Annotated in this window: 21 protein-coding genes; 10 read left to right on the top strand and 11 right to left on the bottom strand. The window is 65.1% G+C overall.

All coding sequences use genetic code 11. The features are described from left to right. Positions 1-12: 12 nt before the first annotated feature. Positions 13-735: an SDR family oxidoreductase gene (locus tag VGI62_RS11090; RefSeq protein WP_331504547.1), complete on the bottom strand. Its 723-nt coding sequence runs from the start codon at positions 733-735 to the stop codon at positions 13-15. 135 nt (positions 736-870) lie between these two features. Between VGI62_RS11090 and VGI62_RS11095 the strand changes: the two genes are divergently transcribed. Next, on the top strand, positions 871-2,214 hold the full coding sequence (locus VGI62_RS11095) for an MFS transporter (RefSeq protein WP_331504548.1): 1,344 nt from the start codon (positions 871-873) through the stop codon (positions 2,212-2,214). A gap of 1 nt (position 2,215) precedes the next feature. Here the strand turns inward: VGI62_RS11095 and VGI62_RS11100 are convergent, their stop codons facing one another. After that, complete coding sequence (locus VGI62_RS11100) at positions 2,216-3,469, bottom strand: CoA transferase (RefSeq protein ID WP_331504549.1); 1,254 nt, start codon at positions 3,467-3,469, stop codon at positions 2,216-2,218. A gap of 106 nt (positions 3,470-3,575) precedes the next feature. Further along, positions 3,576-3,980, bottom strand: coding sequence for a hypothetical protein (locus tag VGI62_RS11105; RefSeq protein ID WP_331504550.1), 405 nt, complete (start codon positions 3,978-3,980; stop codon positions 3,576-3,578). Positions 3,981-4,691: 711 nt separating this feature from the next. Here VGI62_RS11105 and VGI62_RS11110 point away from each other — a divergent pair. Continuing rightward, a complete protein-coding gene (locus VGI62_RS11110; RefSeq protein WP_331504551.1) occupies positions 4,692-5,333 on the top strand; it encodes a GntR family transcriptional regulator in 642 nt (213 codons plus the stop codon). Positions 5,334-5,408: 75 nt separating this feature from the next. On the opposite strand, the gene VGI62_RS11115 is transcribed toward VGI62_RS11110, so the two are convergent. Further along, on the bottom strand, positions 5,409-5,831 hold the full coding sequence (locus tag VGI62_RS11115) for a nuclear transport factor 2 family protein (protein ID WP_331504552.1): 423 nt from the start codon (positions 5,829-5,831) through the stop codon (positions 5,409-5,411). 396 nt (positions 5,832-6,227) lie between these two features. On the opposite strand from VGI62_RS11115, the gene VGI62_RS11120 reads away from it, so the two are divergent. The 6 genes from VGI62_RS11120 (at position 6,228) to VGI62_RS11145 (ending at position 14,157) form a co-directional block, all read left to right on the top strand. Beyond that, positions 6,228-7,445 (top strand): CoA transferase, encoded by a 1,218-nt coding sequence (locus tag VGI62_RS11120; RefSeq protein ID WP_331504553.1) that lies wholly within the window; start codon positions 6,228-6,230, stop codon positions 7,443-7,445. Positions 7,446-7,456: 11 nt separating this feature from the next. Next, complete coding sequence (locus VGI62_RS11125) at positions 7,457-8,503, top strand: phosphotransferase family protein (protein WP_331504554.1); 1,047 nt, start codon at positions 7,457-7,459, stop codon at positions 8,501-8,503. A gap of 3 nt (positions 8,504-8,506) precedes the next feature. Continuing rightward, positions 8,507-9,868, top strand: coding sequence for an MFS transporter (locus VGI62_RS11130; protein ID WP_331504555.1), 1,362 nt, complete (start codon positions 8,507-8,509; stop codon positions 9,866-9,868). Positions 9,869-9,964: 96 nt separating this feature from the next. Beyond that, entirely contained in the window at positions 9,965-10,438 is a 474-nt protein-coding gene (locus VGI62_RS11135; protein WP_331504556.1) for a universal stress protein, read from the top strand. Between the two features lie 520 nt (positions 10,439-10,958). Further along, entirely contained in the window at positions 10,959-13,313 is a 2,355-nt protein-coding gene (locus VGI62_RS11140) for a TonB-dependent receptor (RefSeq protein ID WP_331504557.1), read from the top strand. Positions 13,314-13,383: 70 nt separating this feature from the next. Further along, on the top strand, positions 13,384-14,157 hold the full coding sequence (locus VGI62_RS11145) for an SDR family NAD(P)-dependent oxidoreductase (protein WP_331504558.1): 774 nt from the start codon (positions 13,384-13,386) through the stop codon (positions 14,155-14,157). A gap of 156 nt (positions 14,158-14,313) precedes the next feature. On the opposite strand, the gene VGI62_RS11150 is transcribed toward VGI62_RS11145, so the two are convergent. Further along, on the bottom strand, positions 14,314-15,093 hold the full coding sequence (locus VGI62_RS11150) for an RMD1 family protein (protein WP_331504559.1): 780 nt from the start codon (positions 15,091-15,093) through the stop codon (positions 14,314-14,316). Positions 15,094-15,666: 573 nt separating this feature from the next. Between VGI62_RS11150 and VGI62_RS11155 the strand changes: the two genes are divergently transcribed. Further along, positions 15,667-16,764, top strand: a complete 1,098-nt coding sequence (locus VGI62_RS11155; RefSeq protein ID WP_331504560.1) for a phosphotransferase — start codon at positions 15,667-15,669, stop codon at positions 16,762-16,764. A 19-nt stretch (positions 16,765-16,783) separates the two neighbouring features. On the opposite strand, the gene VGI62_RS11160 is transcribed toward VGI62_RS11155, so the two are convergent. The 5 genes from VGI62_RS11160 to VGI62_RS11180 all read right to left on the bottom strand — a co-directional run bounded on the left by VGI62_RS11160 (position 16,784) and on the right by VGI62_RS11180 (position 23,561). Continuing rightward, positions 16,784-17,644, bottom strand: a complete 861-nt coding sequence (locus VGI62_RS11160; protein ID WP_331504561.1) for an SDR family oxidoreductase — start codon at positions 17,642-17,644, stop codon at positions 16,784-16,786. Positions 17,645-17,759: 115 nt separating this feature from the next. Beyond that, positions 17,760-18,677: a LysR family transcriptional regulator gene (locus VGI62_RS11165; RefSeq protein WP_331504562.1), complete on the bottom strand. Its 918-nt coding sequence runs from the start codon at positions 18,675-18,677 to the stop codon at positions 17,760-17,762. 839 nt (positions 18,678-19,516) lie between these two features. Next, the gene (locus VGI62_RS11170; RefSeq protein ID WP_331504563.1) at positions 19,517-20,929 is read right to left on the bottom strand and encodes an OmpA family protein; all 1,413 of its coding nucleotides are present in this window, start codon (positions 20,927-20,929) and stop codon (positions 19,517-19,519) included. Positions 20,930-21,129: 200 nt separating this feature from the next. After that, positions 21,130-23,208, bottom strand: coding sequence for a glycogen debranching N-terminal domain-containing protein (locus VGI62_RS11175; protein WP_331504564.1), 2,079 nt, complete (start codon positions 23,206-23,208; stop codon positions 21,130-21,132). Then, the gene (locus VGI62_RS11180) at positions 23,205-23,561 is read right to left on the bottom strand and encodes a hypothetical protein (protein WP_331504565.1); all 357 of its coding nucleotides are present in this window, start codon (positions 23,559-23,561) and stop codon (positions 23,205-23,207) included. The genes VGI62_RS11175 and VGI62_RS11180 overlap by 4 nt, the downstream gene beginning before the upstream one ends. A gap of 199 nt (positions 23,562-23,760) precedes the next feature. Between VGI62_RS11180 and VGI62_RS11185 the strand changes: the two genes are divergently transcribed. Next, entirely contained in the window at positions 23,761-24,204 is a 444-nt protein-coding gene (locus VGI62_RS11185) for a DUF1236 domain-containing protein (RefSeq protein WP_331504566.1), read from the top strand. A gap of 158 nt (positions 24,205-24,362) precedes the next feature. Here VGI62_RS11185 and VGI62_RS11190 read toward each other — a convergent pair whose 3' ends face one another. Then, the gene (locus VGI62_RS11190; RefSeq protein WP_331504567.1) at positions 24,363-24,773 is read right to left on the bottom strand and encodes a MaoC/PaaZ C-terminal domain-containing protein; all 411 of its coding nucleotides are present in this window, start codon (positions 24,771-24,773) and stop codon (positions 24,363-24,365) included.

Consider the following 24,773-nt stretch of genomic DNA (forward strand, 5'->3'; position numbering starts at 1 on the left):
CCTCGGGGGGCGTCAGGCGCCCCAGGTTCGACGATAGTCCGTCGCCCGCAGGCGTTGGCCGCTGAGTTCAGGCGCGCATCCGGCGGCGAGGAACGCCACTGCTTCCCCGACCGCCTCCACGGAGATCGCCTCCCGCTGGGCGGCCTCCGCCAGGCCCAAGGCCTGGACTCCGGGGGTATCCACGAAGGCGCCCGGGGTGATGGTGTTCACCAGGACGCCATGGCGGGACATTTCCCGCGCAACCCCAAGCGCCCATCGATCTAGCGCCGCCTTGGAGGCGCCGTAGAAGGAGAAATTGGCCTGCATCGGATCCTCGACCGCGCTCGGTAGGCCCGAGCCAGAGGTCAGGAAGATCATCGTCCCCGCCCCCCTCGCCGCCATGCCGGGCCAAACGGCCTTGGCGAGTACGACGGCCGCCCTGAAGTTCACGGCCATCACCCGGTCGAGCTGGGCGATGGAGCCGGCCTCGAAGGAAAGTTGGGGAAACAGCCCCGCGCTGTGAACCAGGGCGTCGACCCGCCCGGAGCCTGCCACCAACTTCTGGACCGCTGCGTCGTCGGTGACGTCTAGTGACGCTGGCCAGACGTCGTGGCCTTGTGCAGCAAGATCGGCGGCGACCGCCTCGGCGGCCGGGGCGTCGATATCGCAGAGGATTACCTCGACCCCGCGCTCGGCGAGCGCTGTAGCCGACGCCTTGCCGATCCCAGCGCCCGCGCCGGTCACCAAAGCCCTCATTGCGATCGGCGCCTCCGATTCCCGGACTGTATGCATGTGCAGAAATTCAACGCGCGAAACCCATGAGATAACCTCGAACATGATGAGGATGTATGCAATCTTTCCCCACCGGCGTCTTGAGAGGGGTTCGCGCACTTGGTCCAATTGACCCTGGATGAGCCTGAAGTCGGCAAGACTGCAGCCCGACCTGGACGCGCGCGTCGGGCGTGGCTGTTGTCGCTGCTGACCACCGCCTTCGGCCTGAATCTCTTGGACCGCCAGGTGATCAACGTGCTGGCCGAACCAATCAAGCACGACCTGCATCTGGCCGACTGGCAGCTCGGCGCACTCACCGGCCTCTCTTTCGCCATTCTCTACGGCATCGCCGGACTGCCCATCGCCCGCGTGGCGGACCGCGGCGACCGCGTGCGGGTGATCGGCCTGGCCGTGCTCGCCTGGAGCGTGTTTACCGCGGCCTGCGGACTGGCGGCCAACTTCTGGCAGCTGCTGGTGCTGCGCGTGGGCGTGGGTCTCGGCGAAGCGGGGTGTTCGCCACCGTCGCAATCGCTGATCGCTGACCACTACCCTCCCGCCAAACGCGCGGGGGCGCTGGCGACCTTTTTCATCGGCTCGCCGGTTGGCGCGTCGCTCGGCCTGCTTGCCGGCGGCATTCTGGCTGACAGCCTGGGATGGCGCGGCGCCCTGATCTGCGCCGGCGGCCCTGGGCTGCTGATCGGCCTTTTGGCGCTGACGACACTTAAGGACCCGCCGCACGGCGCGCGGGCGCCCCAACTGCCCCTGTACGAGACGCTGGCAAGCCTGGCGGCGCGCCGGTCGTTCGTGTGGCTGGCGATGGGCTACGCTCTGCTCAGCTTCATGAACTACGAGTGCATGACCTTTGCCGGGTCCTACTTCCTGCGGGTCCACGGGGCTGACCTAGCGGTGCTGAAGACCGAGACGCACCTCGGCCCCATCGGGCTGATCGGGGCCGGCATGGGCCTTTCCGGAATGTTATTCGGCGCCCTGGGGTCGGTGATTGGGGGCTGGCTGGGTGACCGCTATGGCCCGCGCGATCCTAGGAACCTCGCGCTGATCCCGGCGCTGGGCTCGCTGGTCTGCACCGCGGGTTACGTAGCGATGTTCACGGCGCCGGGCGCTTGGGGGCTCCTGGTGTTCGTCGTCCCCTCGCTGGGCTCCAATCTCTGGGCCGGTCCGGGGACGCTGGCGTTCCAGAAACTGGCGGGTCCTCGCGCACGCGCCACCGTGATGGCAGTGGTGCTGCTCGCCAGCACCTTGATCGGTATGGGCCTGGGCCCGCTGAGCGTCGGGGTGCTGAGCGATGTCTACAGTCGGAGCCTGGGCGCCGCTGAAGGCCTGCGGGCAGCGGTGCTTACGGGCCTGGTCGCCGGGGGACTGTCGGTGGTCGCGTATGCTTTCGGCAGTCGACGCCTGGCCGCCGACCTGGACGCGGCCCAGAAAGCGGAAGGGTCCGCGGCCTGAACTAGGTCAACTTTGCGTCCGCCAGCGGGCCGAGCTGGACTATACCCTGCCTGGTCAGGCTATCGATGCGGCCGGGATCGAGACCCAGCAGGTCACGCAGCACCGCCTCGGTATGCTGCCCCAACCAGGGCGGCGGGGCGAACACGTCCTGGGCGGCAAGCGACAGCTTCACCGGATTGCCGGGCTGCTCTACGTGGCCACCACCCGCCAGCGGCACCTTCACACGCATGCCCCGCGCCAGGGTCTGCTCGTCCTCGAAGGCGTAGGCGATATCATTCACGGGGGCGACCGGAATGCGCTTTGCCGCCAGTTGCTCCAGCCAATGCTCACAGCTCTGCTGATCGAGCACGCCTTGCACTCGTGCTTCGATGAAGGCCTTGGCCGCTAGCCGTCCCGGTTGATGGGCGAACATGGGGTCCGCGAGCGCCGGGTCGTCCAAGAGCTCCACAAGGTCGCGCCACATGGTGTCGGTAAGCACCGCGATGATCAGGTGCCGGGTGGCGGTGCGAAAGGTGTTGTATGGCACGTGCACGAAGTGGCCGTTGCCAACCCTTTCGGTAAGTTCGCCGGACATCAGGTACATCGTGGCGATGTAGGACAACATCGAGAGCTGGCAGTCGAGCATCGAAATATCCACGTGCTGGCCGAGCCCTGTGCGCGCCCGCGCCTGCAGGGCGGAGAGCACGCCGATCACTCCGAACAGACCTCCGCCGAGGTCTCCAATGGGAATGCCCGCCCGGGTCGGCTCATCCCCTTCGCGCCCGGTCAATGACATGCCGCCGCCCATTCCCTGGGCCACGAGGTCGAAGGCAGGCCGATGACGCGCGGGGCCGGTCTCACCGAAGCCGGAAATGGCGCAGGTGATGATGCCCGGATTCACCGCCGTCAGCCTGGCGTGATCGATCTCCAGTCGCTCGAGCACACCCACGCCGAAATTCGAGACCACGACGTCGGCGTGCCGGACCAGTTCGTAGAACAGCTCGCGACCCGCTGGGGCCTTCAAGTCGATGGCGACGCTTTCCTTGTTGCGGCTTAGGGTCAGGAAATAGGCCCCCATGCCATCCCGTTCGTACTTCGGCGTTTGCCGCAGGAGTTCGCGCGTCGCCTCCCCGGTCCCGGGTGGTTCGACCTTGATGGTCCGCGCGCCCAGATCGGCCATCAACATGGTCGCATAGGGACCCGACAGCATGTGGGTCAGGTCCAACACCGTCACGCCCTCCAGCGCCCGGCCAAGCTGCCCCGGAGCCTCGATCACCGGGAGCCCTCCCACCGGGTTGCCGGCCGCACCTTCGACGGCTTCGTGGTCATTGGCATGGGCAAGGCTCGATCATCGCCGTGAACGGCTCCTTCGTGCTCTAGCGTCAGGTCGTTGGTGATTTGTGCGGCATGGCGCCGGTCGCGACGCTATCGTGGTACGCGTCCATGTGGACGATGCGGCCGCCCTCCACCCGGCAGACGCAGCACGCCAAGTCACGGATCTCCCGGCCGGGAACGCTGACCAACAGTAAATGCTGCTGCACGAATCCCGTCGGCGTCGGTTCGCGGCGGATTTCCGTATATTTAAACACCGTGGCGTTGCTGCGGATCTTGCGCAGATTGTCGATCGTTGTCCCGACATCGGTGAGTTTCTGGTCGGTATTGTGCCAAATCATCGCGCCGTCGGCGAAAATCTGTCTCAGATCTTCGAGATCGCCATGTTCGACGGTGGAAAACAGCCGCTCTCCGGCAGCCAGAGCGGCCTGAGCGCCTTTCCAGAGGTCCTCCATCGCCGATCTCCTTGCCGACTCCAGGATGCGTGCCCATCGGCCGCATTCTTGCCCTTCAGATTGGTATCGCGGTTTCGGACCGTATGCAATATTTGACAGAGCACATCCCCCTGTGGCATCCAACGCTTGTCGATGATTGACATTTTCGTTAGTGTTTACAATCAATTAATGTCGTAATCTTCGTATGGCGATCGCGAGGTCACTGGCACCGGGCGGGCGGATTTGCATGCACATTTTGCATCTCCTTTGCATCGCCGGGGCTTGGCGCCATATGTCGATCTTCTTCTTGACTGAGCGGTGCATTCATCGTCGCTTGTGCATCCATCGCCGCGTGCGCCATATTGCATCCAATCAAAGAGGTCTTGCGCACCGACGCCTCGGAAAAAGGTCGATAGGCTCCGCGTGAGCGGCCGGGACGCTCCTCGCCGCGAGGCGGAGCCAGCGGTCGAGCAATCGGTTCGGAATCCAACGCCTTGGAAGCGAGCGAGAATAGTGGCACGAACTGAGGCTAACGAAGCGGGGCGCGATGCGATGTTCGGCACTACATCCGGCGCCGGAGACAGGGAACGCCCGGGTTTAAGCCAGGATCGCAGCACACTTCTTCGTTCGCATCGAAGGGCATTCCGTAAAATGGGGCCGTCCGGTCTCGCATCGACCTTAGTGTTTGAGTGTCGTACTCATCCTTTAGTAGAAAGAACTTAGGAGGTTTGCGTGGGGGAGGCCGTCGATCGCGCCTACCAGGCCATCCGCGAAGGGATCATGCGCGGAACCTATGCCCAGGGGGCGCACATCACGGCGCAGGGCCTGGCGACGGCCAGCGGCCTCTCGCGGACTCCGGTGCGGGAAGCCATGCGGCGCCTGGACGCCGAAGGCCTGATCCGCATCATACCCAATCGCGGAGCCTTCGTGGTTCACTGGGACAAGGATGAAATTCAGCACATCTATGACCTAAGGGTGCTGCTGGAAGGGTTTGCGGCGGAATCCGCCGCCCTCCACGTCACCCCTGAACAGTTGTTGGAGCTCCGCGCCATCGCTGACGAGATGCAGGCCATGGTGATTTCGCCAGAACCGTCAAGGGAGGCGATCGCCGAGGTCAATGACCGATTTCACAAGGCCATCCTCAAGGCGTCCGGCAATTCGCGGCTGCAGGAGTTGCTGAACGGCATTGTCGAGATGTCGCTGGTCCTCAGCACCTTTCGCCACTACCAGATCGAGGAATTGCGGCGCAGCGCAAACCAGCACTCCGAACTGGTGAGCGCACTCGAGGTGCGCGACCCGGCGTGGGCCCGGAACGTCATGGCTGCCCACATTTTGTCGGCCCGGCACACCTTGCTGAACGTGCTGTCAAACTAGGCCTAAGGTCCGGCGGAGAGGTGGACGGCGCCGCCTCGTTTGCTGCGAGCTTGTGGTAGCGGTGGCGACCCTGCGCTAGTCTTCGTGCCGCCAATCTCGTCCCTCCCGCCCCGGCAGCGATGGGGCGTTCGCCGAGTCGTGGTATGCGTCCATGTGGACGATGCGACCGTCCTCCACCCTGCAGACACAGCACGCCAGGTCACGGATCTCCCGGCCGTCGGCTGTCTTGATTACCAGCGTGTGCTGCTGCACGAACCCGGTCGGGGTCGGCTCCCGCTTGACGTCGATGTAGCGGAAGTCGGTAGCGATCGCCTTGATGGCCCGCAGGTTCCGGATGGACTGCTCGACGTCCACCAGCCTCTCGTCGGTGTTATGCCAAACCATCGCGCCTTTGGCGAACACCTGACGAAGGTCATCCATGTCGCCATGCTCGACCACCTCCAGCAGGCGCTCCCCGGCCCGCAACGCCAACCGCGCCTGCTCCCACGCATCGTCCATCGCTTACCTCCGGGGCTACAAACAGAGCCTACCTGTCCGGCTTAACCCGTCCACATCTTCCGGTCGCCGGGGCGCACATCTGCGTCGAAAGTCCCTACGGCCTCCTGTCGTCTTCCGACCCGACCGGTGCGCTGGCGGGTCGGAGGCGCGCGTTTGTAACTCTGAGAATCGGGTGGTACATTGCATGCAATCAACCCGCGGAGAAGCCTTGTGATCATGCTCCATGCTCCGCGAGGGAAAAAAGTTTTGTATGCAAAAAGCAGACAGCTAGAGTTGCGCCAGAGGCAACCAGACGAATGAATGAGCGCCCGTTTTTCGAATTCGTGGCGCGGTTCGCGCCTCTGCCGCGACTGAGGCGCGTGATGTCGGGGCTCGCGCGCGGGCTGCAGTCCCGTCATGTCTGAAGCAGGCCGCGAGGGGCCGCTGGCGGGCGTCAGGGTGGTGGATCTGACCACGGTGATCATGGGGCCGTTCGGCACCGGCATCCTGGCCGACCTGGGCGCTGAGGTAATCAAAGTCGAGGGGCCGGAGGGCGATTCCCTGCGCGCCTACCAGCCGCAACGCGGCGTCGGGATGTCGGGCGCCTTCCTCAACCTCAACCGCAACAAGCGCGGAATATGCCTGGACCTGAAGACGGCAGCCGGGCGGGCGGCGCTGGACCGGCTCCTGGCGACGGCCGACGTGTTTATCCACAACCTGCGGCCCGGCGCCATCGGCCGACTCGGCTTCGCCTACGAGCGGGTACGCCAGATTCGGCCGGACATCGTTTACTGCGCCGCCCACGGCTTCGGTTCGGACGGCCCCTATGCGGAAAAGGCCGCCTACGACGACATCATCCAGGCGGGCTCGGGCGTGGCCGCGCTCTACCAGGCCGTCCACGGCGACCCGGCATATGCGCCCACCGTGCTCTGCGACAAACTCGCCGGGCAAGCCATCGCCTATTCGGTGATGGCCGCGCTCTATCAGCGCGCAAACGGCGGTGGGGGCCAGGCTATCGAGGTCCCGATGTTCGAGACCGCCATTGCGTTCAATATCGTCGAGCACTTCGGCGGTTTCGCCTTTCGGCCCCCGCTGGGCCCTCCAGGGTTCGCTCGAGTGATGAGCCCGCAGCGCAAACCCTACCGGACAACCGACGGCTACGTCTGTGTCCTGCCGTACTCCGACCGCAACTGGCTGGACTTTTACGACTTCACCGGCCGCCAGGAATACCGGGACGACCCCCGCTTCCAGACGCTGGCGGAGCGGGTGCAACACATCGATGTGCTCTACTGCATGGTCGAGGAGGAGGCTGCGCGGCGCTCCACCACCGAATGGGTATCGTTCTGCGACCGCGCCAACATCCCCTGCATGCCGGTCACGGCTCTCGAGGACCTGCCGGAGGACCCGCACGTGCAGGCGGTCGGCCTGTTCCGCGAGATGACTCATCCCACCGAAGGCCCCTACTGGGTGGTACGGCGGCCGGTCGCTTTCAGCAGCGCGCCCTTTGAGGTGCGTCGGCACGCGCCGCGTCTGGGCGAACACACCTGCGAGGTCCTCACGGAGCTCGGCTATTCAGAGGCTGAGATCGCCGAGGTCGTGGGTGGCGCGACGACTGACGGGGACGTGGGCGCCTGATGGAGGAGAGCATGGCGACACCGGCAGACACCCCCGTCCCCCTGGAAGTCGGTCCGGACTTCGACGCCGGACCGCTCACTCGCTACCTGCGCCAGGCCGCGCCGGAGCTAGGCGACGACATCCGCTATTTTCGCTTCACCGGCGGCAATTCCAACCTCACCTACCTGGTGAAGGGCGATGCAAAGGACTACGTCCTGAAGCGCGAGCCGCCAGGCGCCAAGGCTAAGGGCGCCCACGATATGGGCCGCGAATTCCGCATGATGCGGAGCTTGGCCGGCGTCTATCCCCTAGCACCGAAGGCGGTGGCGTTCTGCGAGGACCCCGCGGTATTCGGCGGCGCTTTCGTCCTGATGGAACGCATCGACGGCCTCATCGTGCGAACCGCCGCTGACGGCGGCGCGGCGCTGCCAGCGCAGTTCCTGGGCCTTATCGACGGGTTGGCGGCGCTGCATAACGTAGACGTCGCCGCGGCAGGTCTCGACGGCTTTGGCCGGCCGGAGGGCTATCGCCGTCGCCAGACCGAGGGATGGATTACGCGCTTCCGCAGCTCCGCAACCGGCGAAGACCCGCTTGGCGAGCACATCGCCGCCTGGCTTCTGGATCACGTCCCAGGCGAGCGGCAACTGGCGAGCGTCATCCACAATGACTTCAAGATGGACAACCTGGTCTGGTCCGAGGATGCGCCCGAACGGCTGACCGGGGTGCTGGACTGGGAGATGTCGACGCTGGGCGATCCGCTGATGGATCTGGCCTGCACGCTGAGTTTCTGGATGGAAGACAGCGATCCCGACGACTTAAAGGCGCTGCGCGCTATGCCCAGCGCCGAGCCAGGGATCCCAACCCGTCAGGAGGCGCTGGATCGCTACCTCGGCCAGGCGAAGGCCGAGCTGAGCAACTTCCGCTTTTACCGCTGCTTCGGCCTTTTTCGCCGCGCCGTGATCGAGCAGCAGAAATTCCATCGCTTCTCGACCGGCCAGACCGCCGACCCACGTTTCAGCAACCTGGACGCGGCGGTCCGCACCCTTCTCGAAGCCTGCAGTCGCGAAGTCGGGCTGTAATCGGTGGTGCTTCTCCAGGTGCGGAGCGCCGACGAATCCAGCCCTGCATCGGCTGAGGCGCCCTATCCGCCGCCACTCTACGCCTACTTCCTCGTGGGCGTGATCATGGTGGCTTACACCTTCGCCTTCGTGGACCGGCTTGCGCTGAGCCTCGTGGTCGATCCCATCCGCCATGATCTGGGTCTAAACGACACCCAGGTCGGCGCCTTGGCGGGAACGGCTTTCGTCGTCTGTTTCGTGCTGTTTTCGTTTCCCTTCGGCCGTTGGGTGGACCAGCACAGCCGGCGCAACGCCATGTCGGTCGGCGTGGCATTGTGGAGCCTGGCCATGACGTTCAGCGGGTTGGCCAACGGCTTCTGGCCACTGTTCGGCAGCCGGATGCTGATCGGGGTCGGCGAGGCAAGTATCAACCCCGCGGCCTATTCGATCATCGGCGACACCTTCCCCCCCCACCGCCGCACCTTCGCGATGGCGATCTACTCCGCCGGTTCGCCCGTAGGCGGCGGGCTCGGGGTCTTCCTCGGCAGCCTGCTTCTGAAATGGGCCGAGACCCATAGGGTGACTTATCCTCTGCTGGGGAAACTCGCTCCCTGGCAGGTTATGTTCATCGGCATGGGCCTGCCGGGCATGCTGGTAGCGGCGTGGCTCTATCTGGCCGTCCGCGAGCCGGCCCGGCGCCAGGTGAACGCGTCGTCAAAAGGAGCCGTCCCGTTCAAGGACGTCGTGGCCTATTTCGTCGAGCACCGCACAATGTTCGCGCTGATCTTCGTGGGGTTCGCCGGATTCGCGATCAACAACTATGGCTTCACGGTCTGGGGACCCAGCTACTTCATGCGGGTGCATCACCTGAGCGTCGCTCAGGCCGGGCTTCTGCTTGGCCTGGGATTCGGAGTGTTCGGCACGGCAGGCATGTTGGTCGGGGGCCTGTGGTCGGACCGCCTCATCAAGGCCGGTCGGGTCGAAGCGCCCATCTGGGTCGCGCTGCCGATCGCCGGGCTCGCGATTCCCCTCTTCCTGGCGGCCTATCTATCTCCCTGGACGGCGCCGGCGGTGGTGCTGTTCTGCTGCGGAATGTTCGTCGCCAGCATGATTGGCGGCGTGCAGGGGGCCATGGTGCAGAGCCTGGCGCCGAACCGCATGCGTGGCCAGGCCGCCGCCCTCTACCTAACCATCGCAAATCTCATCGGGCTTGGGGTGGCGCCCCCACTCACCGCCATGTTGACGGACTACGTCTTCGGCGGGCGCCTGGGCATTGGCAAGGCGCTGGCGGTGATGACGGTCCTCTCCATGACCCTGGCGTCAACGCTTATTGCCCTGGGGATGAAGCGGGCCCGCGCCCGTGCGCAGGCCGTCCAGAACAGTTGAGGCCCGAAGCCTTCGCCGGGAATGGTGCTGACCGATAGAACCCTGCCCGCATGATCCGACCTGGCACACTCACTTCAATCCACGAGGGACGCCTAGATGTACAAACGTATTCTGCTTGCCAGCGACGGCGCGCAGGAGAGCCTCGTGGCGCTGAGGGAAGGCGCGCTGGTGGCTCGGGCCCATGGCGCAAGAGTCTTCTTATTGATCGTGCAGGCAGAGACGCAGGGCATTCAGATGGCGAGCGGTATCCATCCCGTGGTCCGAGACACGGCTGCCCTCGAAGATCTCCTGGCCCTAGGCCAGGGGCGGCTTAGACGGCTAGGCGTTGCCAACGAGGGAAAGATGGCAGTTGGTGATCCAGCGGTCGTTATCGCCCAGACGGCGTGGTCGTTTCGGGCGGATCTCATTGTCGTGGGTCATCGGCGGCTCACTCTCTTGGAACGATGGTGGTCCGGAGATTCGGGCGGTTATCTGATTGATCGCGTGAACTGCAGCGTACTCGTGGCCCGTAACGTAATCAGTGACGCGGAATTCGAAGCTCACATGATGGCGGCTTCGAAGGGGTATTGACTGAGAACTCCGACTGCAACTTGGCCGCGGCCACGGCCCTGTGTCGTCACACCAACGCTGGATTTCGAAAAAATACACGACGCCCGTGCCAGCAGCCGGAGCTTCACCATAGGTATTCGGCTGACGTCGGCGGCTGGGCCGCTGAGCCGTGACGAGCTGAACTTCGCGCCGACAAGCTTATCTCTGGAGCAGCCATTGCATCCATAAACCGCTGTCGGCGGCGGTGACGCTTCGCCCTAGCTACGTCTTATATGATTGTTTTATATGACTCTCTCGGGCCTTTTTGGGCGTCGGGCGAGAGCGCCCTTGGCGCAAGAGCACCAAATAACGTCAATATTGCATCCACATTCGGTCCGTGTCATCGTCCCCGCAAGGACGCTCGCAATGCGTTCAGAGTGCTGCCTGGGGCAGAGCTCAAAATAGACGCGGCGGAGCGCCCGCCACCGCAGCAACGGGGGACGAAACTGACATGAATATCCGGCATGGAAATCTTCTACGGTCTTCGGCCCTGAGTCTCGTGTTGGCCGTCGCCACCGCTGCAGCGGCGCCAGCTCACGCAGCCGACTCCGCCGCCCCGGCGGCAGTCGGCGAGCTGGTCGTCACAGCCCAACGCAGGGAAGAAAATCTGGTCGATGTTCCGATCTCAGTCAGCGTGGTCGGCGCGCTGGCGATGAAGAACGCCAACTATTCGAACCTGACTGACCTGCAATTTATCGCCCCCTCCGTCAGCTACAACACCAACTTCGGCGGCGGTTTTGAGATCCGGGGCGTCGGCACCCAGTCGGTGACAGCGTCGGTTGAGCAAAGCGTCTCGGTGGTCATCGACGACGTCGTCCACGGATTGCCCGAGATCAGCTTCGCGGGCCCGTCGTATCAGGCCCTGACCGACATAGAACGCATCGAGGTGCTGCGGGGCCCGCAAGGCACGCTTTTCGGAAAGAACAGCTCGGCGGGCGTGCTTCAGATCGTCACCACGAGGCCGCACTTGGGCGAAGTCTCCGGCGACACAAGCGTGTCGTACGGGACCGACAATGAGCTGAAACTGACCGCCAACCTGAACGCGCCAATCGGAAGCACCGCTGCGGTGCGGCTGTCAGGTTTCGGCTACCGGCGCGACGGCTTCGTCCACAACCTCTACACGCACCAGGACGTGAGCGGATACGACAACTATGGCGTCCGCGGAAAATTCCTCTGGCAGCCGAACGAGAAGGCGGAGGTGTATGTCATCGGCTCCTATGTCGCCAACCATGACGACGGCAACGGCATTTGGACCATACGCAGTTGCGGCAGCGGCTTCAAAGGCGGGCTTGGGGTCTTCTCGCCTTGCGCTGAGGTTGCCAAGTACGGCGTGGTTCCCGGACCGAAGAACCTTTCCGGGGCCTGGGACGGTTTACTGGGCGTAAAGTCGATTGCCAGGGAGGTCTCCGGCCGCGTCTCTTACGATTTCGGCTTCGCCACCCTGAAGTCGATCACCGCCTATCAGAACGTGTCCATCAATGAAGACGTCGAGGTGGATTCATCGCCCCTACCGATCCTGTCGGTCAACCACAGCAACTTTTACAACAAGGAATTCACCCAGGAATTCCGGCTCGACGGCAAGATCGGGGACCGCCTCGATTACACGACCGGCCTCTTCTACTATAATACGGACGTGCTCTATCCCGGCCTCCAGGCTGGCACGTACAACTACCTGCCTCCCACCTCGCCGATCCTACTCACCAGCGGCGTTGGCGGACCGGTGCCCTGCTGCACCACGATCACCCAAAGCTGGACCACTAGCGAGGCTGTGTTCGGTGAGGTCAACTACCACCTGCTGAACAACCTCGTCCTCATCGGTGGCCTGCGCTACACACACGACCGCAACTCGCTTGAAAACCATGCGATCGACACGGGGGGTATTTGCCAGTTCGCCTTCGCCCTGGGCGGGCCCTGCAAGCCGGCCGTGGGCTTGCCCTCGCCGAAGCTCGGATTGGGGATTTCCGACAACAATCTGACGGGCAAGGCGACGATTCAGTACTACGTCACGCCGCGGTTCAATTTCTACGCCACTTACTCGACCGGGGCGAAGGGCCCCTCGGTCTCCTACCCGCGTGGTCTGCCGCTGGTTCCCGTGGCTTCGGAAACATCCAAGAATTACGAGGCCGGTCTGAAAGGATCGCTCTTGGACGGTAAACTCTTCGTCGCGGCCGATGTGTTCCATACGAAATACGACAACTTCCAGGGCCAGGCGCTCTATGTCGATCCCGCCAACCCCGGCAACCGCGGCTATATCACAACCAATGCCGGCGGCCTCGAGACCAAGGGGGCCGAGGGCGAAGTGACCTATCGGGCGACGCCCGAACTGACCCTGACGGCATCGGTCGCATACGCTCCGACGAGGTTCACCCAGTTCGCCATTCCCTGCAACGACGGCTACACCAATCCGGCCACTACGCCGGGTAAGTGCACCTTCATCAATCCGAGGCTCGGCCAGCTTCAGTTCGACGCCGCGGGTTATCCGCTGACTTACGCGCCGAAGTGGACCTATAGCCTCAGCGCTAGCTGGGTACATCCGATCGGCGACGCCGACTTCAGCGCCGCGTTAAACTACCACTGGCAGGACGAAATCTACACGGTGGTGGCCGATCCCAACAGCATCGCACCAGCGTATGGCTTGATGGGATTGAACATCAGCTACGGCCCGCATGACGAACACTGGCGCCTGAGCCTGTTCGCGCGAAACCTGCTCAACCAGTACTTCGTGAGCGGCATCTTCAAGACTTCACTCGACAGCGGCACCGCGAACAGCACTCCGCTTTCGACAATCGGCTACGCCAATATCCCCTCCATCGAGAGCAAGCGCACCGTCGGAGTAAAGGCAGAGATGAGATTCTAGACGCAGGGCTAGCTGTACCGGCCGCCCTGACTTTCAGAGGACTTCGTGCATGCAAGAGGAGTAGGTCACCGTGAAGCTGTCAGACGCCGGCGTGGTGGTGACGGGCGGGGCGTCCGGCCTTGGCTTGGCCACGGCTCAGCTGCTGCGGGAGGCCGGCGCCAAGGTCGGCGTCATTGACGTCGCCGGGCGCGGCGAATGGGACGGCCCGTTCCACCAGGCGGACGTAAGTGACGAGGCTGGCGTAAAGGCGGCCCTCGCCGCGCTGAAGCCGGATCTAGGCGAACTGCGTGGCCTTGTGAACCCGGCCGGAGTCAGCGGCTCGGGTCTCTGCATCGGACCCGGCGCGACTCTCGGTGTCGAACAGTTCCGGCGCGCGCTGGAGGTCAATACCCTCGGCTCCTTCATCATGTGCACGAAGGTCGGTGAGGAGATGCTCAAGCTTGCGCCCGACGCTGATGGCGAGCGCGGCGTGCTGATCAACGTGTCGTCGATCGTCTCGCTCGAGGGTCAGCTCGGCACCGCCGGGTATGCTGCGGCCAAGGGCGGGATCAACGGCATGACCTTGCCGCTAGCCCGCGAGTTCGCTCCGTTCGGCATCCGGGTGATGACGATCGCCCCCGGCATCTTCGAGACCCCGATGTTCCGTCGGGGCGGCTCCTCCCGGGGCGGCATGGTCAAGTGGTTGGAAGACCAGGTACAGTTCCCGGCGCGGCCGGGTCACCCGGCCGAGTTTGCCGCCATGGTGCGCCACATCTTCGAGAACCCGATGCTGAACGGCGACGTGCTGCGCCTCGACGGCGCTTTCCGTGTGCCTCCCGGCACTAGGGCGATGTGGACCGGCTGACCGAGCTTTCAGCCCGATGATCGACTGCAGGTCTGACGCGTCACTGAAATCGCTGCTGCACGACCGGTGCTGACAGGTTGATCCGGCCGAGCCCGCAGTCGGCCCACGCCTCTGATTTTCAGGGGGCGGCGGTGGCAGAGCGCCCACGCCTGGGCGCTATCGCAGAACGGCGCCAAAGAGTTGGAATGAGGCCACTGCGAGTTCTGCGAGGATAAGGAGGACGATGATCACCTCCAGCCGCAAGGACCGTGCGGCGTCCTGCAAGTCGACGAAAGCGGCGGTCGAGTTCGCGATCACGGCGAGTTTCCGATCCAAGGTCTCCGCGCGTTCGATCAGTTCATATTCGTCCTCAAGGCGACTGTAGAGCCGCTCGAGATCGGGGCGGTCCCACAGGATGTCGGGCTTCTCGCGGACGGCGATGCGGCCGGATACGCGGTGCTGGACGAGGAGGGCCTCGCCAATGAGGCGCAGAACGCTGCGCCGTCGTCCGCTCGGCGAGCGCCCTGTGTTCGCCAGGCCGCGGGCGAAGGGTTCGATGGCGTCAAACACGGCAGCGACCCGCCGTTCGTCCCGCGCCATAGCCACGCTCTTGGCCAGGACGTCGGCGACGATCAGGAGATGCTCCGGCGAGGTGTCGCGAAGCTGGATCGCCCCGCCCGTCGTGATCTGCTCGTCCTGATCGGGCCGGACAACGATCGTTGCGGTTTCTTCATCCGGCGGCTCCTCCAGCCCCACGATCCGGTCGGCAAGGCCTCGAAGCGTCTCGGCCTGGAGCTTGGGATCAACGCCGATGAAGACAGCCGCCCCGAATCGAAAGAGCGCCGCCATGCCTTGCCCGCGAACCGGGAATGACAAGGGGACGGCGGCGATCATCCCATCGCGCTCAAGGCCCGTGGTGTTCAGCCGCTCCCCCAGGAGAAGCGCATGCACGATCATGACCGAGCGTCCGTCTTAGTCGCGCCGGGCCCGTTGGATACACTGTGCCTAGCGAAGACAAGTTGCCCTTAGAAACCGACAGCACCCTACCGCAAGATCCGGCTTTAAGGCCCGCGGCTCGAGCTTGGACGGCGCCATCGTTCCTGCTGCTCACTCGATCCACTCGCTGAAAGGGATCCTGCCGCAGCCACCCCGGCCCGTCAGTCTGGACGACATGGATCCGGCAATCAGCGCCGGAGCCAGCAGAGCGTGATCGGCCTCTGCTCCTCCGCTGCGCCAGGATGCGCTTACTTCAGCCGCCGCGCCTAACCGGAGACAACTTGCTGTTGGACTGACAGGACCTATCCGGGCCTAGCCGCAGACTCAACTCCACCCACTGCATAGCGGATGACAACCACCGGGAACCGGCGACGCTTGTAGGAAATCGCTCTCGCCGCATCGCCGACGAACGAAGACCGTGGTCGCGGGATGGCAAGGACCTACTGGAAGTGACGGATGCCCATTGCGAAGCTAGGCTTGCCATCGGCCGCTGTTGGTAACCGTGAAAAACGTGCGGTTCCGAAGGAGCGTGGGATGGTCGGGATCGTGCAAGCCGTCGAGGATCTGGATCCCGGCTGGCTGCGTAGCGTCGTCCGACCAGCCGACCTGGCGACCTTCTCAGGTTTGACCTCGGTAAGCGCCGAACGGCTGGCCGAAGGGGTCGGCATCGCGACCGACATCTATCGCCTGCACCTCTCCTACGCGCCGGGCGCGGCCATGGGCCCCGCCACCCTGGTGATGAAGCTGCCATCATCGAATCCCGACGTGCGGGTGATCGCCGAGGGTGCGGGCATCTACCAGCGGGAAGTGCTGTTTTACCGCGAGATCGCCCCGACGGTCGCCCTCCGCATGCCTAAGGCCTATGTGGCCGAATTCTATCCGCAGACCCGCGGCTTCGTGCTGGTGATGGAGGACCTGGCGTCGGCCGTCGACGGCGACCAGGTCGCCGGCCTGCCCCTGGAGCATGCACGGTTGGCGCTGAACGGAATCGCCGCCTTGCACGCCAAATGGTGGGACCGGCCCGAACTGAGAGCACTCGAGGCGACCATCCCGCCCTTCGGGGAGGGGCCGTGGCGCGGAACCGGCGCGCGTCTCGCGGCGGCATGGCCGGTCTTTGAGAGGTTTCTCGACGGTCGCGCCTCGCCAGCGCTGCGCCGGATCGGCGCTCGGATGGCGGCCGCCATCGAACCCATGATGGACGGCCTGGCCCAGGCTCCTCGAACGCTCTGCCACGGCGATTTTCGCGCCGACAATCTGATGTTCGCGTCCCAGGATGACGGCCGCCCGACCCTCATCATCCTCGACTGGCAGTGGGCGCTGCAGGCTCGCGGAGCTGTTGACGTTGGCTACCTGCTGTCGATGAGCGTCACCACGGCGCTTCGGCGTGCGCATGAGGATGACCTGCTGCGCGGCTATCACGACAGCCTCCTGACCGACGGCGTCGCGGACTACCCCTATGAGATGTTGCGCCACGACTACTTTCGCGGGGTGCTGGTCGGCTTTTTCCAGGTGATCCAGGCCGGCGCCGCGATCGACCTGACCCAGCCCCGCTCGGAAAGCCTCTTTGATTGCGCCGTCCGCCGCCTTGACGCGACCGTTCTTGATCACGGCCTCGAGGCGTTTCTCGCCTGACGGAGATGTTTCTCGGCTCTTAGAGGCTCAGGTCCACACCCAAGGCAGATTTCATGCTTGCGGCGTATTCCGCATCGGTGGCCCCCCCAAGCGCCACCCAGTCGGTGTCGCTCAAGCTCTCGCGCCAGCCGATCAGCTCCGTCGATGCGACGCCGACACGGTACCGGAACCGCTCATTGCCGTTCACCGCCAACTCGGCGATCAGGTCGCCAACCTCGAACGGCGGGGATGCGTCAGGGGCGACAGCGCCAAAGAGGGCCATCAGACGTCGCTCTTGCGGATAGCCGGGATCCGGCCGGGACGGTTCGATCTTGCCGAAGATCGGGGTCGCGATGACGCCGGGCTCGACGATCACCACGCGCACGCCGAACCCGCTCATCTCCTGGGCCAGACACTCGCTCAGCGCCTCGACCGCGAACTTTGAGGCCGCATAGGGGGAGTGCGGCGACAGCGCCACCCGGCCGGCGACCGACGAGATGTTGGCAATGAAGCCGCTGCCCTGCCGGCGCATCGCCGGTATGACCGCCTGCGTGCAGCGCAGCGCGCCGAAGAAATTGGTTTCCATGACCTGCCGGTAGGTCGCCAACGGCGTCAGCTCCACGGGCCCCTGGCCGCCTATGCCGGCATTGTTCACCAGGACGTCGATGCGACCGTCCTGGTCCAGCACGCCAGCGACACAGCGGGTGACCGAGACGTCATCGTCGACATCCATCGCGACCGGCTTGATGCGGAGCCCTTCGGCCGCGGCCGCCTCGCTCAGCGGCCCGGCGGCGTCGAGGTTCCGCATCGCGGCGTGGACCATGTAGCCCTTGCGGGCGAGGGAAATCGCTGTCGCCTGACCAATCCCGGTGCTCGTCCCGGTAACAAGTGCGGTTGGCATGCGTCGTACCTCGCTCTGATCCTATCTATAGTGACGGTTGCCTATGCAAACGAGACGAACCCGGCGTGCTCAATGTGGGCGGGCCGGTGGTCGAGGCGATCCTCTCGCGCATGGCCTAGCCTTCGGTGAACCGGCTCGCCACGTTGCGCCAGTTATCGTGAAGTTGAGCGCCGATGGCGCGGGCATGATCGCGGATTTGGCGAACGATGGGCGAATGGCTGGTGCCACGCGTCGTCACGAACAGATACTTCTGCACGTGCCGCCACTGGGTATCCAGGGCGACGAGTGAGCCGGCCTCCAGATAGGGCTGGGCGACGAACGAGGGCATCAGGAGGGCCATGTCCCCGCGGAGCACCAGGGGCATGAGGATGTCGTAGTGGCTTGCCGTGTACATGCCCAGGAGTTCGCTCTCGAAACCCAGGAGCCTCGGGTTGCTCGATCCCGGCGAATGGGAGCCGCCGCACTTGAATTGCGCAAGACGCGCGGTTGGGATGTTCCGTTCGTTCGCCAGCGGATGCCAGGGGCTGGCGAGGAAGATCGAGGGCGCCTCCAGGATGGTCTCGGCGACATAGGCGTCCCGATCCGGCGCGGAGCCGGTGAACACCACGTCGAGGTCGCGCGAATCCAGAAGCGGGATCAACCGAGCGCCGGATGCGGCCTCGGCGTGGACCTTCAGGTCGGGATGCGTGCTGACAATGCGGCCCAGCAGGGGCCCCAGGAGCGGCGACTGGAGTCCCGTCGTGCAACCGATCCGCACGATGCCCGTCTCCCCGCCGGCCAGCAGGGAGGCGTCGCGCGCCAAGTCCCGGGTTTCCGAGATCACCGTGTTGGCCCGCTCGACGATAAGCTCGCCGACCGGGGTCAGGGTCGATCCCTTCGCCGTGCGGTCGAATATCTTAAGCTGCAGTTGGTCTTCGAGCCGGGCGACACTGGTGGAAAGGGTCGGCTGAGAGACGCCGAGCGCCTCGGCGGCTCTTGAGAAGCTGCCGTATTTTCGGATGGCGACCACATGGCGAAGGCTTCGGATGTCCATACAAGGCGACTCCCGGGGGCGGGCCATTCATCGCGGTTATACCCCCGCCCCAGACTGTGATCATTCCCGCCGCCCCCGCGCCATGGGAATTTCACCTCGTCAGCGCCCCCCAACCGCTGACGACGCCGCAACCTTCCAAAGCGGCCCACTCGATGCCGGCGCCGGGGCCGTCCTCCCCGGCGTCGAGGTTGGACCGAGGCGCGCCCCCCCGCCCTTCGATCGCCAGCCCGCCTCGGCGCCGGCAATTCGGGATGTTGAGGCCCGCGCGCGTCCGCTTCCGGGCCCGATCCCGAGGCCAGAAGCGGGTCGACCGGATGCGGGCTCACACCACCCACTGCGATGGCCTATCGACGAGGTCTAAGTGAAGATCAGCGGCGAGATGCGCCATCTGTGGCGCGTGGTCGATCACGGGGACGATGCGCTCGACAAGCCGCCGCCCTCACCTTCTTCATCAAGCGCGCGATGAATCGCCGAGGCCAACCGCGGACGGTCATCACCGAGGGCCTCAGATCGCATGGCGCGGCCACAAAGGAGATTGGCGCCACCGACCGTCAGGAGTGGGCCGCCGGCTGAACAACCGGGCGGATAACGCCCACCCGCCGATCCGGCGACGAGAACGAGCGATGGCGCGGTAGATCTCCAGAAATTCGCCGCCGTGCACTGCGCGTCGGCAACCTCGGAACGAAGGGCGGCGGCCAGCTTCCTGACCTCGCCCGCGAGCGGGGAAGTCATCGGAAGCTTGGCCGCCGGCGGCCTTAAGGAGGAGCCGCGTCGGCATGTCGATCAGCGCATCGTGGTCGACAACACCAGCCGTCGGGACGCCGCAAGGCCTGAACTGGTCAGTTGCTCTTGGGTGTCGCGGCCACGCCCTCCGGAGCTGCCGATCCGCCCGAGCGCTCGGCAAACAGCGTGACCTCGACGCGGCGGTCCGGCGCTAGGCAAGCGTCGGTATCAGCCGCCTTTGGATCAGCCTTGAGCATTGCTGCGCACTTATGGGGCGTGTCGGCCTTCGGGTCGGGATATTGCTCGCCCGCGCCATAGGCCTGCATGCTCGGGCGCCAGCCTGGATTGCGCACGGGAATCTGCGAGGTGATGTACGCGGCCACGGCGTCGGCCCGCGCCTTGGACAGCTTGAGGTTCGCCTCAGGCGTGCCGCGCACGTCGGCATGGCCCGTGATCATGATGCTGACGGGCATGAAGCCCTTCAGCGCGTCGAGCTTCTCGTTGATCGCCGTTTGCCCTTCTGGCTTCAACGTCGCCTTGTTGGTGTCGAACATCGTGTCCGTTTCGAGCCGCATGTTGAGCGCCTCGTAATGGGTGCCACCGGGCACTTCGATGGTCCTCGTCTGGGTGACCTGGCTAACCTCCGTCGGCATCCTCGGGCACCAGATGTGCAAGGCGCAGAGGAGTGCCAGGAGCAGAAGACCGATCAGGCCCAGCAGCAGCGGCCACCATGGGCCCGCCCACCAGCCGACCGCCGGCGCGGCGTTTTCGACCGTGATCGTTTCGGCGAGCTTGCGCTCCACGACGCGGCTGCTGGTCCCTACGGTTCTGCCGGTATAGGCCGCCAGAGCGGCGCCCCCCAGGCCAAGGTATTCAATCAATCGGCTGTGGTCGCCGGCGAGCAGGGCCCGCGCCTGGTTGATCCAGCCGCTGATGCGGTCTTCGCCGACGTTCTCGCCGGTAGACCTGAGCCTGGCCGAAAGCTCCGCCGTATTGTGGGCGGCCAGGGTCTCGATGGAGGCCACATCTATCGCGGCCAGTTTTCGCTCCATCGCAGGGCCGACGCCTTCGATCGCGGCGGTGGGGACTATGCCGTCCTTCAGCTTGCTGACCACCAATCCGAAGGCGGCCAGTTGCCCGTTGGCCAATAGGCTGGCTTGGAACGGCCAGCTCAGCGGGCGGGCAATCCCGAACTTGCGCTTGTCGGTGTCCAGAAGCTTCTGGATGTCGGGAGATTTCAACGCCGCGACCTGAGCGAAGCGATGGATGCCGTGTTCATGGAAGAGGCCTGCGACGTCGGGGCCGACGCCCTCAATCGCTTCGAGTTGGTCGGCGACCTCCGTCACCGGATCCTCGACCTTGACCATCCGGTTGGCGATCTGGGTTTTCGTGGAGGTGGCCTCTCGTCCCGCAAAGAGGCTCCGGATAATCCAGCCCAGGATACCGGCGAGTATCAGGCCTACAAAAATCCAGAACAGCTTCGACCAACCATCGATGCCAAATGGCACAGCAAACATTGAGTTGGGCATGGCGCGCTCCCACGGCCGCAAGCGCCGATCAAGTCCGGCGGCGGTGGGCTTCGTCTAGTCGTGCACGCGATTAACGAATATGCGGGATTACCCCAAACTTGGGCGGGAAGAGGCCCGATCCCGGTAGGTCGGAGATGGAGAGGGTGCGCCGGGGACGGCTGGCAAGTTGGGGCCGGTCTGCGCCTTCAGGAACGCAGGCGTCAGCTGATCGGCTCCGAATCGTGAAGGGCTGTGGCCCGGGAGCGCCCGAAGGCGTCCATACGTCCCCAGGGCCCCGGGAGGTCCAGCAGGGTGATTTGGCGGATCGAGTCCGGCAGCGCCGGATCGACCAAGAGATGCTCCCCGTCCGACTCCAGGCCAAGCATCGCGCGCATGAGAAGCAGCGGCGCGCCGGTCGCCCACGCCTGTGGGCTGCACGCCGTCGGATACTCGACAGGGTATTTCGTGCTCGAGCGCGCGTAGCCCGCGAACGCCTCGGGCAGGCGATTATGGAACAGTTCCGCGGCCTCCAGCATGGCCATCGCAATCCGGGCCGCCTCCTCGCGGAAGCCGTAGCGCCGCAGGCCCCAGGCGATGATCGAGTTGTCGTGCGGCCAGACGGTGCCGACGTGGTAGCCGATCGGATTGTAGGACCCCTCGCCCACCGCCATGGTGCGGACACCCCAGCCCGAGAACAGCGCCTCGCCCGTCAGGTGCCGTGCGCAGTCCTCGGCGTGTTCCTGGTCCGCGATGCCGCTCCACAGCAGGTGGCCGATGTTGGACGTGAGCGAGTCGACCTGGCGCTTTTCCCCATCGAGGGCGAGCGCGAAGGCGCGGCGCTTCGGCATCCAGAAATCCTGGTTGAACCGGCGCTTGAGTTGGGCGGCCTGGTGCTCGAGGTCTTCGGACCACTTCGGATCGTTCCAGATGTCGCGCGCCAGCCGCGCTGTCCGCCGCTTCGCGTCGTAAGCGTAGCCCTGGAGTTCGCAAGTGGCCGTCGGCAGGCTCGCGAGCCTCCCGTCGGCGTAGGCGATGGAGTCGCCGGAGTCCTTCCAGCACTGGTTGCCTAGTCCCTTAGGGCTTCGGGTCGCGTACTCGATGTAGCCGTCGCCATCGCGATCGCCGTATTGGTCGATCCAGTTGACGGCCGCGCGCGCCGCGCGCTCCAGCTTGCGCACGAGCTTCCGGTCGCCGGTCCAGCGCTCATATTCCTCGAGTAGAATCAGGAACAACGGCGTCGCGTCCGCAGTGCCGTAGTACGGGGAGTGCGGCGTCTCCTGGAACGCCGTCAATTCGCCGAAGCGGAGTTCGTGCGGCATCTTGCCGGGCTCGGCGTCGCGGAACGGATCGTCCCGACGGGCCTGCAGGAGGGCCAGGGTGTCGAGGGTGGTGGCGGCAAGCTCCGGCGCGAACGGCAGGGCCTGGAAACTGGTCAGCAGGCTGTCCCGGCCGAACACGGTCATGAACCAGGGCAGGCCGGCCGCGGGCAAGGCGCCGGGAAAGATCCCCGAGCGGAAGCGCAGCGCCGCCAGGTCGATCAGGCTGCGGCGATAGGTGTGCTCGAGCGGCTCCCACGAGCAGGAGAGCCGCGGCGCGTCCTTGAGCCATCCACGCAGATCGCCGGACATCGCTCGCGCGGTCTCGTCGTCCGTTTCCAGGAGGCTGGCTTCCTTGAGACCGCTTCGGTCGTCGAGGTCCTTGCCTCCGGGGTCGGCCACGGCGCGCACCATCAACGACGTCGACCACTCCGACTTCGGTTCGAGATGGACGTGGAAGCTCAGGCCCCGGTCATCGACCTTCGCGGGCGCGCTGCTTGTGATCCGGGTCTCCCGGCGGTATTCGCCGCGCCGGTAGCCAAGCGTGAGCGTTCCGTCCCCGGCGCTCCGATAAAGCTCACCCTTCTTGTCGAGCTTGTCCTTGACCTCGAACAGGTCGGCGAAGTCCGCGCCGGCTTCGATCTCCACTTCCAGGTCGATTGGCGCGTGGTCGTGATTGATGACGACGAGGTCTTCCCGGAACCCGCCGTTGACAAAGCGCCGCCGGATCAAGGTCAGATGCGAGTCGACGTAGACCGTCCCCGTCGCCAGAGCCAGGAAGTGCTGGGCCGCGAAATAGGCCGTGTCGTCCACCGAGAGCAGCTTCGGCCGCATGCCGTTGACAGTGAGCACCCAGCGCGACAGGAAGCGTGTGTCGTTGAGAAACAGTCCGTGGTTGGCGGTGGGGCTAGCCTCCATGTCGCCTTCGCGGTTGCTCACCACGAACTTGTTGCCGTCGAGGATGCTGATGGCGTCCGAGATCATGACGCTGCACCCACCTCTAGGGCCTCGGCCCAGGGGGATCCTTCCTGCAGGCCGAACAGGACGCGAAGGGCCAGGTCCGCGTCGCCCTCGAACCTCAGCCGGCCTTGCAGGTGGGCGACGATCGGCGGCAGTTCGCCTCGCAGCAGGTCGATGAGCGTCTCCTCCCTGTCCGTTGCGATCAGGCCGGCGGCCTTGCACTCGTCGACGATGCGAACCTCGCCGCTTTCCTCGATCAGCATGGCGCCGGCGCACGCGTTCGCGACGTACAACTCCATTCCGCAGGAGAGTCCGGCGAGGCCGGGCGCGCGCCCGCGAACCGATGCCCAGTGCCCCGATGTCGATGTCAAAGCCATGGCGTGCTCCCGCAGCGAAGGCCGCACGCTCTGACGCATGCGCAGGGGGAGCACGTGGCCCTTCCCGCGAATAGAGACCAGCTGCGGCGGACCAGAACCATCCGGTGAAGCCCTAGGACGGCGGAGCCTCTCATCCGGATGCGGTCGGAACCCTCGCGGCCACGAGGCGTTCGGCCCCCCGGTCACAAAGGAAATCATCATGAAATCGAATCTTCTGGTCGCGACGGCGGGCTTGCTGGCGCTGGCCGTGGCGATCCCCGCATCTGCTCAGACGACTGAGCAGACCACCACCGTCGTCACGAAGCGCCCCAATACGGGCACAGGCGTTGGCGCTGTCGGCGGAGCCGCTGCCGGCGCCGTCGTCGGCGGACCCGTAGGCGCCGTGGTTGGCGGCGTCGTCGGCGCGGCGGCCGGTCACACTGCCGATCCGCCCGCCGAGGTCAGGACCTACGTCCGCACCCAACACGTCGAAGCTGTGCCCTACGACGGCTCGATCACGGTCGGAACCGTACTGCCGGAAACGGTCAAGGAGTACGACGTCCCGCGATACGAGCGCTACCGCTGGACCTATATCAACGGACAGCGGCTGCTGATCGATCGCGACACTCGCAAGATCATCGCGGTCGTCAACGACGACGGCTGACGTAGGCGAAAGGCCCGCCGGTCGGCGGGCCTTTCGTTGTCATTCTGCCGCCGCGAGGAACTCCGAACATGGCTGACTGGTCGGCGTGGATCCGCCGCATAGGGTGGCGGATTCGCTGAAGGGTCGCCGGATGCCCCCGTTGACGCCGCCGCCCGACGCTAGGGGTCGACGCGAGCTTCGGCGTAGCCGGAGAGCACTTCGACGCCGTTCTGGTTGATGGTCTTGACATCGAACTTCGCCAGGCCCCCCGCGACTTCGGTCACCGTGGCGGTCGCCTCCAGCGTGTCGCCCGGCCAGACCTGGCTTGTGAAGCGAACGCCGTACTTGGTCAGGCGGGCGTCGCCGACGTAGTCCGTGAGCATCTTGCCGGTCATACCCATGGTCAGCATGCCGTGGGCGAAGACCGACGGGTATCCCGCCACCTGGGTGGTGAAGACTTCGTCGGTATGCAGCGGGTTGTAGTCCCCAGACGCGCCCGCGTACTGGACGATCTGCGTGCGCTTGAGGTCCTCGACGAGGCGCGCGGTGTGGACGTCGCCGACCTTCAGGTTGCTAGCTTTCAGGGGCAT

Origin of the sequence: Phenylobacterium sp. (assembly GCF_036495085.1) — a bacterium.
Taxonomy (GTDB): Bacteria; Pseudomonadota; Alphaproteobacteria; order Caulobacterales; family Caulobacteraceae; genus Phenylobacterium.